The following is a 12,436-nucleotide window of genomic DNA, read 5'->3' on the forward strand; positions in this document are numbered from 1 at the left end:
GTGCCGCGATGCGGTAATGCGCGCCGAGCGCGAGTTCCAGGCCACCGCCCATTGCGACGCTATGAATGGCCGCGATAACAGGCTTCGCGCTGCTCTCGACGGCCTTGATGACGGTATGCAGCGTCGGTTCCTGAGTGGCTTTGGGGGTGTTGAATTCGGTGATATCGGCGCCGCCCGAGAAGGCCTTGCCGGCGCCCGTCAGTACGATGGCCTTGATGGCCGGATCGTTCTGCGCACGCTCGAGCCCTTCGACGATGCCGGCTCGGGTCGACAGACCCAGCCCGTTGACCGGGGGATTGTTTAGCGTAATGACGGCCACGCCGTCATGAGTCGTATAGTCCACTGCCATGTGCCTGCCTCCATGCGGTAAGGCGGCGCATGACGCGCCGCCTGTGCCGGTTCATTGTCCGACATTCCGGGTCAGCAAACAGAATACACAAAAAAGCACGCTCGTTCAATTTATTGCATGAAAGGGTTTACCCTCGTTAGCGAGGGCTGTGTACGGCGGTGCTGACGGCAATGAAAGAAGCCCGATTCGCGGCGTGCGTCCGTCGTTGCTTCAGACCGCACCCGCCACGGCAGTTGGCAGCACGTGATCGCGAAAGATCTCGCGTAGCCGCAGTTTTTGCAGCTTGCCGGTGGCGGTGTGCGGCAGTTCGTCGACGAACGCGACATCATCGGGAATCCACCATTTCGCCACCTTGCCCTGATAGAAGGCGAGCAGTTCTTCGCGCGTGACTTCGGCGCCTTTGCGCTTGACCACCACCAGCAGCGGCCGCTCAGTCCACTTGGGATGCGAGCAGGCAATGCAGGCGGCCTCCGCGACGGCCGGATGCGCGATCGCCACGTTCTCGATCTCGATCGAGCTGATCCATTCGCCACCTGACTTGATCACGTCCTTGCTGCGATCGGTGATATTCAGGAAGCCGTCCTTATCGATCGTCGCGACATCGCCGGTCGGGAACCAGCCATCCACCAGTGGCGAGTCGTCCTTACGGAAATACCGGTTGATGACCCACGGACCACGCACGTGCAGTTCGCCGAATGCGACGCCATCCCGTGGCAGTTCACGGCCGTCCGGATCGACGATTTTCATGTCCACGCCGAAGATCACGTGGCCTTGCTTTTCTCGCAGCGTGCGTTGATCTTCCAGCGAGCGCTGCGACTGCTCCCAGGTGAGCGTGGCGAGCGTGCCGAGCGGTGACATCTCGGTCATGCCCCACGCGTGAATCACCTTGACGCCGTAGTCTTCCTGGAAGGTCCGCAGCATCGCCGGAGGACAGGCCGAGCCGCCGATCACCGTGCGGTTCAGCGAAGAAAAGCGCACGTCAGCCTGCTTGACATACGTAAGCAGACCGAGCCAGACGGTCGGCACGCCAGCCGAGAAAGTCACTCGCTCGCTTTCCATCAACTCGTACAGTGATTTCCCGTCGAGATCCTTGCCGGGAAACACGATGCGCGCGCCGTTCAATGGCGCCGCGTGCGGTATGCCCCACGCGTTGACGTGGAACATCGGCACCACGGGCAGAACGGTGTCGCCCGCGGAAATAGCCATGGCGTCCGGCAGCGAGGCACCGTATGCATGCAGCACGGCCGAACGATGCGAGTAAAGCGCACCTTTCGGATTGCCTGTTGTGCCAGATGTGTAGCAGAGATACGAGGCCGTGCGTTCGTCGAGGGCGGGCCATTCGTACGCGCCATCCTGGGCGGCCAGCAGGGTTTCGTAGCTCAACACGGGCGTCTGCATCGGCGGCAGGTGTGCCTCGTCGGTCAGCGCGATCCAGCCGAGCACTTTCGGACATTGCGGCGCGAGCGCATCCACTAGCGCGGCAAACGTGATATCGAACAGCACATAGCTGTCGTCCGCGTGGTTGACGATGTAGGCGATCTGGTCGGTAAAGAGCCGCGGATTGATGGTGTGGCACACCGCTCCAAAACCCGTGGGGCCGTAGTACGCCTCGAGATGCCGGTAGCCGCACCATGCCAGCGTGGCGATCCGCTCGCCGGGCTGCACGCCCAGTGCAATCAGCGCCTGCGCCAGTTGTTTCGCGCGCTTCTCGCACTCGCGGTAGGTATAGCGATGCACGTCGCCTTCGATGCGCCGCGACACGATCTCCGTATCGCCGAAATGCCGCGCGGCATGCGCGATCAGCGACGACACGTTGAGCGGCACGTCCATCATCTGGCCCAATAGCGGCGTCGTCATATGCGCGGGTCTCCTCACCGTTTGCTTGTCGTGGATTGCAGGTCGGATGCCGCACGGCGCTTCATGGATGGCGCGGACAACGGCCCCTCAGCAGCGCCGCGGGCGCCGACTTACAATATCGGTTAATCCAGAGGCGCTCAATATGTCGTTTTCCCCAAGCATTACCGGCCTGACCGGCTCAATGGCAGCGCTTGCCGACGCTCTCGGCACGCCGCGCGAAGGCGCATTTGCACAGCTTGGCGGGGTATTTATGACCCGCCTGCCGGCGGCGCCGCTAAGCACCCCCTATGTGGTGGGGTTTTCCGCTGACACCGCTGCGCTGCTCGGTTTCGATGCCGCCCTCGCGCACGATCCTGCATTCGCCGAATTCTTCTCCGGTAACACCACACGCGACTGGCCGGCAGAGTCGCTACCGTATGCGTCGGTGTATTCGGGCCATCAGTTCGGCGTCTGGGCTGGCCAACTCGGCGACGGCCGGGCGCTGGGTCTCGGTGAAATCGAGCACGACGGCGCGCGCTACGAACTGCAACTCAAGGGAGCCGGACGCACGCCCTACTCGCGCATGGGCGACGGCCGCGCGGTGCTGCGCTCGTCGATCCGCGAATATCTGTGCTCGGAGGCCATGCATCATCTGGGCATTCCGACCACCCGGGCGCTGTGCGTAATCGGCTCGGACCAGACCGTGCGGCGTGAAGAGGTGGAAACGGCTGCGGTAGTCACGCGCGTCTCACCGAGCTTCGTACGCTTCGGCCACTTCGAGCACTTCTATTCGAACGACCGCGTCGATGCGCTGCAGGCGCTAGCCGATCACGTCATCGAACGCTTCTATCCTCATTGCAAGGAAGCCGACGATCCCTATCTGGCGCTGCTCAATCAAGCGGTGTTCTCCACGGCGGATCTGCTCGCGCAATGGCAGGCCGTGGGGTTCTGTCATGGCGTCATGAATACAGACAACATGTCGATCCTGGGGCTCACGATCGACTACGGTCCGTTCGGTTTCATGGATGGCTTCGACGCCAGTTACATCTGCAATCACTCCGATTCGCAAGGCCGTTATGCATACCGGATGCAGCCGCAGATTGCGTACTGGAATCTGTTCTGCCTCGCACAGGGCTTGCTGCCTTTGCTCGGCCCGCAGCACGAGGAAAGCGTGCGCGGCGAGGAAGCAGTCAAGGACGCGCAGCGCGTGCTCGAGGGTTTCAAGGATCGCTTTGCACCCGCGCTGGAGCAGCGCATGCGCGCCAAGCTCGGTCTGCAAGCGGAACGCGAAGGTGACGACGCCCTCGCCAACCGGCTGTTCGATCTCATGCAGGCCAACCGCGCAGATTTCACGCTGACGTTCCGCAATCTGGCGCGCGTCTCAAAGCACGATGCGCGCGGCGACGCGAGCGTTCGCGACCTGTTTCTGGACCGCGCCGCCTTCGATGTGTGGGTGAACGAGTACCGCGCGCGGCTGTCCGAAGAAACACTCGACGATGCCGAACGCGCCATTGCAATGAACCGCGTGAACCCCAAATTCGTTCTTCGCAATCATCTGGCGGAAACGGCGATTCGCCGCGCCAAGGAGAAAGACTTTTCGGAAGTCGAGCGCCTCGCGGCGATCCTGAGTCGCCCCTTCGACGAACAGCCGGAGCACGAGGCGTACGCCGCGTTGCCACCCGATTGGGCGAATTCGCTGGAAGTCAGTTGCTCGTCGTAAGGCACGCGTGCAGCGCATTACGCTAATAGCTCGAAATGCTTTAACGCTTGAACGTCGGCCCGGTGGCAACCCGGGCCGCGCCGCCCCTAACTAGACCGAGATAGAGACAGGACTGAACCATGAACTCAGACGACACCCGTACCGACGCGCCTGCCGTGCAAAAGGACGACGCCGAATGGCGCAAGCAACTCTCCGACATGCAATATCAGGTGACGCGTCATGCCGCCACCGAGCGCCCCTTCACTGGCCAATATAACGACCATTGGGATCGCGGCATCTATGACTGCGTGTGTTGCGGCACGCCGCTGTTCGAATCAGACACCAAATTCGACGCCGGTTGCGGCTGGCCGAGCTACTTCAAGCCGATCAACGGCGAAGTGATCGCCGAGAAGACTGATCGCGCGCACGGCATGCTGCGCATCGAAGTGCAGTGCAAGAATTGCGGCGCGCATCTGGGCCACGTGTTCGAAGACGGTCCCGCACCAACTGGGCTTCGGTACTGCATCAATTCGGCTGCGTTACAATTCGAGCCCAAGTAACGCATCGCGGGGTGGGCGGCGGTGCCGGACATGTGACGCCGCCTGTTTTGCGCTCGTTTTGCGGTCACTTTCCGCTCATTTTTAAGCCCCCGCCCAGATAATGAAATTTCTGTTCGATCTGTTCCCGATCATCCTGTTTTTCGTCGCGTTCAAGCTGTGGGGCATTTTCACGGCAACGGCGGTGGCCATCGTCGCCACACTGGTGCAGATCGCCTGGGTGGCGTTCCGTCACCGCAAGGTCGATCCGATGCTGTGGGTCAGTCTCGGCGTTGTCACGGTATTCGGCGGCGCGACGCTCGTACTGCACAACGACACCTTCATCAAATGGAAACCCACCGTGCTGTACTGGGCGTTTTCCGTCGCGCTGATCGTCTCGCAACTGGCATTCAACAAGAACCTGATCGAAGCAATGATGGGCAAGCAGATCACGCTGCCGCATCGCATCTGGAGTCAGTTGAGCGTGGTCTGGGCGGTGTTCTTCGTACTGCTCGGCCTGCTCAACCTGTTCGTGGCCTATCACTTCTCCACGGATGCCTGGGTCAACTTCAAGCTGTTCGGCGCGACCGGATGTCTGGTGGTGTTCATTGTCGGCCAGAGCCTGTGGCTATCGAAGTACATGAAAGAAGAAGAGTGAGCGTTTGACATGAGCAATATCAGCAATATGAGCGACGACACCTTCCTGCACGCCACGCCCGCCGAGCGCATGGCGCTGATCGAAGCGCGCCTCGGGGCGGCACTCGCCCCCCTTACCTCGATCACCGTGCGCGACGATAGTGCACAACATGCGGGACACGCCGGTGCCTCCGCCGGCGGTCATTACAGTGTAACCATCGTGGCGGCCGTATTCGCCGGTAAGCCCCGCGTGGCGCGGCATCGCTTGGTGTATGATGCGCTGGCCGATGCCATGCAGCGCGGCATTCACGCCCTCGCAATCACGGCGTACACGCCCGAAGAATTCGATTTGCTGTCCCGTTAGGAAACTTCCGATGACCTTGAAGAAAACCCGCCTCTGGGTATTGCTGGCCGCTTTTGCGGCTGCGCCTGCTTTTGCACAGAATATTGCCGTCGTGAACGGTACGCCGATTCCGAAAGCACGCGTCGACGCGCTCGTCGACCAACTCGTCCATCAGGGTCAACAGGACTCGCCGCAACTGCAAGCCGCGGTGCGTGAAGAACTGATCAACCGTGAAATCCTGATGGAAGAAGCGGCTCGCCGCGGTATTCCGACGCGTCCGGACGTCAAGGCGCAAGTCGCCGTCGCCCAGCAGACCGTTGTGCTGCGCGCATTGATCGAAGACTTTCTGAAGAACAACCAGCCGACCGACCAGGAAGTCAAAGTACGTTACGACGCACTGACGAAGGAAGCCGGCGGCAAGGAATATCACCTGCACCACATCCTGGTCGACAACGAGCAGCAGGCCAAGGATCTGATCGCGAAGATCAAGGCCGGTGCGAGCTTCGAAGATCTCGCCAAGCAGTACTCGAAGGACCCGGGATCGGGCAAGAACGGCGGTGACCTCGACTGGTCGGATCCGAAGGCTTACGTGCCGGAATTCGCCGCTGCCGCTGAAAAGCTGCAGAAAGGCCAAATGACAGATACGCCGGTGCATACGCAATTCGGCTGGCACATCATTCGCCTCGACGATACGCGCGACATCACGCCGCCGCCGCTCGAACAGGTTCGTCCGCAGATCGTCCAGCAGATCCAGCAGGAAAAGCTGCAAGCGTTTGAAGAGAACCTGCGCAAGAACGCGAAGATCCAGTAAGTTGGGGATTGGGTGCTGGGGCTTGCTCCGGCACTCTCTATCGCAGATTGAGCAGGAGCAAGCCAGGCCGCCTGACTGACTGCTGCGCAAACAACAAAGCCGCCCTTGGGCGGCTTTGTTGCATCTAAACGCAGGGTATCAGGTATTAGCCCAACCAGCGGCGCGCGTTCTGGAAGACACGCAGCCACGGGCTGCCGTCATTCTCTTGCCAGCCTTGCGGATGCCAGCTCATCTGAACCGTGCGATGCACGCGCTCAGTGTGCGGCATCAATACAGTGAAGCGGCCATCGGGCGTCGTGACGGACGTAATACCACCCGGCGAGCCGTTCGGGTTGAACGGATACTGCTCGGTTTCCTGGCCACGGTGATCGACAAAACGCATCGCCACCGCCGCCTTCGATGCATCGCCCTGTTGCGAGAAGTCCGCGAAGCCTTCGCCGTGCGCGACCGCCACTGGAATGCGCGAGCCTTCCATGCCATTGAAGAAGATCGACGGCGACTGCTGCACTTCGACCAGCGAGAAGCGCGCTTCGAATTTCTCCGACTTGTTGCGCGTGAACTTAGGCCACGCTTCTGCGCCCGGGATCATGGAAGCCAGGCTGCTCATCATCTGGCAGCCGTTGCAGATGCCCAGGGCGAAAGTGTCGCCACGTCCGAAGAACGCAGCAAACATGTCGGCCAGTTCGGCATTGAAGCGGATCGTCTTCGCCCAGCCTTCGCCGGCACCCAGCACGTCACCGTATGAGAAGCCGCCGCAGGCGATCGCGCCCGCGAAGTCGGCCAGCGTCGCGCGGCCGGCCAGCAGGTCGCTCATGTGCACGTCGTAGGCGTCGAAGCCGGCGCGATCGAATGCATACGCGGTTTCGAGGTGCGAGTTGACGCCCTGCTCGCGCAGGATCGCCACGCGCGGACGCGCGCCCTTGCCAACAAACGGCGCTGCGACGTCCTCTGCCGGGTTGAAGCTCAGATGCGGCGAGATGCCAGGATCGGCGGCGTCCAGCAGCGTGTCGTATTCAGCGTCGGCGCAGGCAGGGTTGTCGCGCAGACGCGAGATACGCCAGCTCACTTCGCTCCAGGCGCGATGCAGTTCGGTACGCGGCGCTCCGTAGATCTTCTTGGCGTCGCGGTAGATTTCGATCGCATCGCGATCGTTGGTCTTGCCGATGACGTGCGAGCACGCCGACAGACCATGCTCGCGCAACGCGCCCAGCACGAGGTCGCGATCCTGCGCACGCACCTGGATCACAGCCCCGAGTTCTTCATTGAAGAGCGCGCGGATCGTCCGGTCTTCGCGGCGGCCACTGGTCTGCTTGGCCCAGTCTTTGGCGTCGCCGTAGTCGGATTCGTGATTCGGATCGAGCGTCAGCATGTCGACGTTCAGCGACACACCCACGTGGCCCGCAAACGCCATTTCACAAACCGTCGCCCACAGGCCGCCGTCCGAGCGGTCGTGATAGGCGAGCAGCTTGCCGTCACTGTTCAATGCCTGGATAGCGGCGAAGAAGCGCTTGAGGTCTTCAGGGTCGTCCACATCCGGCGTCGTGTCGCCCACCTGCTGCGTGACCTGCGCCAGGATACTACCGCCCAGACGATGCTTGCCGCGCCCGAGGTCGATCGCGATCAGCACGGTTTCGCCGGCTTCGTCGGCACTGCGCAGTTGCGGCGTCAGATGGCCACGCACGTCTTCGACCGGCGCAAACGCGGAGATGATCAGCGAGACCGGCGCGACGACTTCCTTCGCGACACCCTGGTCTTCCCACTTGGTGCGCATCGACAGCGAATCCTTGCCGACCGGAATGCTGATGCCCAGCGCCGGGCACAACTCCATGCCGATCGCCTTCACCGTGTCGTACAGCGCGGCATCTTCGCCCGGACTGCCGCAGGCCGCCATCCAGTTCGCGGACAGCTTGAGCTTGTCGAGCGACGCGATAGGCGCAGCGGCAATGTTCGTGACGGCTTCGCCAACGGCCATGCGACCCGAGGCCGGTGCATCAATGACGGCGAGCGGCGTGCGCTCTGCCATGGTCATGGCTTCGCCACCGTAGCCCGCGTAGTCCATCGTCGTGATCGCGACGTCGGCCACCGGCACCTGCCACGGACCCACCATCTGGTCCCGCGCGGTCGTGCCGCCCACCGAACGGTCGCCGATCGTAATCAGGAACGACTTGCTCGCCACCGTCGGATGACGCAGCACGCTCACCGCGACTTCCGACAGCGCGACGCCGGTGACATCCACCGGCAGCAGCGTGGTTTCGACCCGCTTGACATCGCGATGCATACGCGGCGCCTTGCCGAGCAGCACTTCCATCGGCATATCTACCGGTTGGTGCGCGTTATCGCTTTTCTCTTCGGTGTCGATCAGCTTCAACTGACGTTCGGTCGTCGCCGTGCCGATCACCGCGAACGGGCAACGTTCGCGCTCGCAAATGGCCTGGAATTCCGGCAGATCAGCCGGGGCAATCGCCAGCACGTAACGCTCTTGCGCTTCGTTCGACCAGATCTCGCGGGGCGACAAACCGCTCTCTTCGAGCTGAATGTTGCGCAGTTCGAAAATCGCGCCCTTGCCCGCGCCGTCCACCACTTCGGGGAAGGCGTTCGACAGGCCGCCCGCGCCGACATCGTGGATGCTCAGAATCGGATTCTTGTCGCCAAGCTGCCAGCAGGCGTTGATCACTTCCTGCGCGCGGCGTTCGATTTCCGGGTTGCCGCGCTGAACCGAATCGAAGTCCAGTTCGGCGGTATTGGTGCCGGTTGCCATCGAACTGGCTGCGCCACCGCCCATGCCGATGCGCATGCCAGGACCGCCGATCTGAATCAGCAGCGATCCTTCCGGCAGATCATGCTTGTGGGTGTGCTGATCAGAGATATTGCCGATGCCGCCCGCGATCATGATCGGCTTGTGATAGCCGCGCACGTTGCCACCGACGTTCTGCTCGTACGCGCGGAAGTACCCGCCGAGATTCGGCCGGCCGAATTCGTTGTTGAATGCGGCGCCGCCCAGCGGCCCGTCGATCATGATCTGCAGCGGCGACGCAATGCGGTCCGGCCGGCCATAGATCTGCTGCTCGTCGGCCGGATTGCGGTGACCGACCGGCTGCAAGGTGTCGCGAGCGTTTTCCCACGTCTCGCGCGCATCTGGCAAATCGAGGTTCGACACGGTGAAACCCGCCAGACCTGCCTTCGGACGCGCGCCACGGCCCGTTGCGCCTTCGTCGCGGATTTCACCGCCCGCGCCGGTGGCCGCGCCTGGGAACGGCGAGATCGCGGTCGGGTGGTTGTGCGTCTCCACCTTCATCAGCGTGTGCGTGAGTTCGACGTGACGACCGTAGTGCTCAGCGAGAGCCTCACCCTGCCCGGCCTGATCCGTTTGACCCGGCTTGCGCGGGAACCAGCGCTCGGCCATGCCACCCGCCATGATCGCTGAGTTGTCCGAATATGCGACGATCGTGCCCTGCGGATTGAGCTTCTCGGTGTTGCGGATCATGTTGAACAGCGAGAGGTCCTGCTTCTCGCCGTCGATGGTCCAGTCCGCGTTGAAAATCTTGTGGCGGCAGTGCTCGCTGTTGGCCTGCGCGAACATCATCAGTTCGACGTCGGTCGGGTTGCGACCCAGCTTCGTGAACGCGTCGACGAGGTAATCGATTTCGTCGTCGGCGAGTGCGAGGCCCAGTTCCGTATTGGCGCCTTCCAGCGCAGCGCGGCCATTCGCCAGCACGTCAACGGTTTGAAGCGGCTTGGCCGGCAGTTCGTCGAACAGGTGCATGGCGTGGTCGCGTGATGGCGCCACGTTTTCGGTCATGCGGTCGTGCAGCGCGGCGACCACGGCAGCGCGTGCCTCGTCGGACAGGCTCTTCTTGCCGCCGAGCAGTCCGCTCTTCAGGATCACCGTATATTCGACACCGCGCTCGATGCGGCGCACCTGCGCAAGACCGCAGTGATGCGCGATGTCTGTTGCCTTGCTGGCCCACGGCGACACCGTGCCGAAACGCGGCACCACGAGGAAAGTTTCAGTCGTGCCGCGCTCCTTGCCGTCCTCGAACGGATCGCCGTAGTGCATCAGCGCTTCGATCTTCGCGCTGTCTTCCGCGGTAAGCGGAGTCTGTGCGTTCACGAAGTGCAGATACTGGCCACGCACGCCGGTGATGTTGGCGTCGATGCGGGTCAGTGTGTCGAGCAGACGGGTTTGACGGAAATCGGATAGGGCCGAAGCGCCGGGGAAACACGAGAAGTGGGCCATGGACTTGACGTTGCGTCTGTGAGTCGCGCGTGCAGGCGACGTGAGGCGAAAGGAAGTCGGAGATTATACCCCGGGAAGGCCCGCCAGCGCCCTTGCGCATGCGCGCTGACTACGCCCCGGGAGGTCTGCGGAGTTGATTTTGTGATGCGTCGACGCCTGGGCGTGGGGGTCATTTGACTGCTATCATTCGCCCTTTCATCAGATCGGCGCAGCAAGCGTGTTGCAGGCGCCGCATGCCACGCCTACGGGGAACGCTGGTCATTGCGCGTTCCGCCGGCAAATCGAATCAAACATGGATGTCATCGTCATTGGCGGCGGAGTTGTGGGGGTCGCCACCGCTTATCAACTGCGTGCAGCAGGCCACCGGGTGTGCGTCGTCGAGCGCTATGCAACCGTTGCCCAAGGGGCGACCTACGGCAATGGCGGCACGGTGCTGCCCACCCCGCTCGACGTCTGGTTCGGGCCGACTTTCATGCATAGCCGCCAAGCCACCAGAAGCGGCGTAATTCGCAAGGCCGGTTTTAACGGCGCAGCGCGTGCTTTCGAGCGTCAACTCGCAGCCTTGCAAGAACCCGAGGCGTTTAGCCGTCAATATGGTCTGCTGCGCCCGCTGATCGAAGCGTCACGTGACGCGATGGCCGATATTGAAGGCCGCTTCGGCCTCGAGTTCGAACAGTCGCAAGGGGTGCTGTATCTGACGCGCTCCGCCCAGGAATGGGCGCAGACCCAACCCGCTCTCGAATTGCTGCGGCACTTCGAAGTGCCGCACCACGTATTCACCGCCGCCGAGTGCGCGGCCTTCGAGCATTCGGTGCCAACCGATCCGGATTTCGCCGGCGGCGTCCTGTTCGACCAGGAGCGCACGGCGAATTGCCCGCTTTTTACCAAGCTCGTCAAGCAGACGCTCGATACGCAAGGCGGCGTCACCTTCATGCTGAACCGGGAAGTCGCGGCGATCCGGCTGGACGGTCAGCGCGCGGCGGTCGAACTGGCGCCGCGTCTGGGCGAAGTCACCTCGCCGCGCGAAGTCGACGTGATCAATGCCGATGCGATCGTGGTGGCGGCCGGCACGGGTTCGCTGCCGCTGCTCGAACAGTTGGGCTTGCGCGTGCCGCTGCACCCGCTGCGCCTGCATACCCTCTCCGCACCGGTCGCCCATGAGGAATGCATGCCGCATGTGGCCGTCGTGGATGCGGTCAAGCGCATTACCATCACCCGCATGAATCACCGTCTGCGGATTGCCGGGGGCGCGGTGCTGCAAGGCGCCGCCCAGACCGACAAGCCGTTGTCCGATGCGGTCACCAAGGATGCGCTCGCCCTGCTCGGGCAGGCCACCCACGACTGGATTCCTGGCGCCGCCAAAATCTCGGCGGCGCTATCGTGGGACGGGCTGAAGCTGCTTTCACCTGACGGGCTGCCGCTGGTTGGCAATGCTGTGCATCCGCGCCTGTTCGTCAACCTCGGACTGGGGCCGGCAGGTTGGGGGCTGGCGTGTGGCACGGGTAAGCTGGTAGCCGATCTGATCGGCGGCGTGACGCCGGATCTGCCGGCTGACACCCTCGCGGCGCTGCGGCCGGAACGGTTTCGCAGCTAAGGGCTCGTCGCGCGCATTCGGCATTGGCACTAACATGGCAGTTCCGTGCCCAGCGCACCCTATGGGCCTTATGCCCGACGCTGCCCCATGACTGACGCCCCGTCTGAACACCCCGCCCTTGTGAACCCGCATGAGCGTGCGCTCCCGTTGCTGAGCGTCGCCGATCTTCGGGTGCTTGAACAGGAGGCTGCGGCCGGACTGCCGCCCCATACCCTGATGGCCCGCGCCGGCCAGGCCGCCGCCCACTTTCTCCAGCAACAACTTGCACAAGACGACGTGACCGCGGCAGCCCAGCCGGTCTGGATCGTCGTGGGTCCCGGCAACAACGGCGGCGACGCGCTGGTGGTCGCAACCGAACTGCGGCGCGCCGGTGTTGTCGTGGAAGTCTGCATGCC

General features: G+C 62.8%; 10 protein-coding genes. 7 read left to right on the forward strand and 3 right to left on the reverse strand.

What is annotated here, in order from left to right; all coding sequences use genetic code 11:
- On the reverse strand, nt 1-349 hold a 349-nt coding region (locus WCA85_RS17185), incomplete at its 3' end, for an enoyl-CoA hydratase/isomerase family protein (protein WP_424065865.1).
- A 210-nt stretch (nt 350-559) separates the two neighbouring features.
- Entirely contained in the window at nt 560-2,206 is a 1,647-nt protein-coding gene (locus WCA85_RS17190) for a 3-(methylthio)propionyl-CoA ligase (RefSeq protein WP_424065867.1), read from the reverse strand.
- Between the two features lie 142 nt (nt 2,207-2,348).
- Here WCA85_RS17190 and WCA85_RS17195 point away from each other — a divergent pair, with 142 nt between their 5' ends.
- The 5 genes from WCA85_RS17195 to WCA85_RS17215 all read left to right on the forward strand — a co-directional run bounded on the left by WCA85_RS17195 (nt 2,349) and on the right by WCA85_RS17215 (nt 6,210).
- Nucleotides 2,349-3,905, forward strand: a complete 1,557-nt coding sequence (locus WCA85_RS17195; protein WP_424065869.1) for a protein adenylyltransferase SelO — start codon at nt 2,349-2,351, stop codon at nt 3,903-3,905.
- Between the two features lie 119 nt (nt 3,906-4,024).
- Nucleotides 4,025-4,444 (forward strand): peptide-methionine (R)-S-oxide reductase MsrB, encoded by a 420-nt coding sequence (msrB, locus tag WCA85_RS17200; RefSeq protein ID WP_424065871.1) that lies wholly within the window; start codon nt 4,025-4,027, stop codon nt 4,442-4,444.
- Between the two features lie 100 nt (nt 4,445-4,544).
- Entirely contained in the window at nt 4,545-5,078 is a 534-nt protein-coding gene (locus WCA85_RS17205; protein WP_424065873.1) for a septation protein A, read from the forward strand.
- Nucleotides 5,079-5,105: 27 nt separating this feature from the next.
- Complete coding sequence (locus tag WCA85_RS17210; RefSeq protein WP_424065880.1) at nt 5,106-5,420, forward strand: BolA family protein; 315 nt, start codon at nt 5,106-5,108, stop codon at nt 5,418-5,420.
- 10 nt (nt 5,421-5,430) lie between these two features.
- Nucleotides 5,431-6,210: a peptidylprolyl isomerase gene (locus WCA85_RS17215; RefSeq protein ID WP_424065874.1), complete on the forward strand. Its 780-nt coding sequence runs from the start codon at nt 5,431-5,433 to the stop codon at nt 6,208-6,210.
- A 145-nt stretch (nt 6,211-6,355) separates the two neighbouring features.
- Here the strand turns inward: WCA85_RS17215 and purL are convergent, their stop codons facing one another.
- Nucleotides 6,356-10,447: a phosphoribosylformylglycinamidine synthase gene (purL, locus tag WCA85_RS17220; protein ID WP_424065875.1), complete on the reverse strand. Its 4,092-nt coding sequence runs from the start codon at nt 10,445-10,447 to the stop codon at nt 6,356-6,358.
- A 292-nt stretch (nt 10,448-10,739) separates the two neighbouring features.
- Here purL and WCA85_RS17225 point away from each other — a divergent pair, with 292 nt between their 5' ends.
- A complete protein-coding gene (locus WCA85_RS17225) occupies nt 10,740-12,041 on the forward strand; it encodes an FAD-dependent oxidoreductase (RefSeq protein WP_424065877.1) in 1,302 nt (433 codons plus the stop codon).
- An 87-nt stretch (nt 12,042-12,128) separates the two neighbouring features.
- Nucleotides 12,129-12,436 (forward strand): NAD(P)H-hydrate epimerase (locus tag WCA85_RS17230; RefSeq protein ID WP_424065878.1); only part of this gene is annotated, 308 nt, incomplete at its 3' end.

The sequence above is a fragment of the Paraburkholderia sp. genome, from assembly GCF_049581445.1.
Lineage (GTDB): Bacteria > Pseudomonadota > Gammaproteobacteria > Burkholderiales > Burkholderiaceae > Paraburkholderia.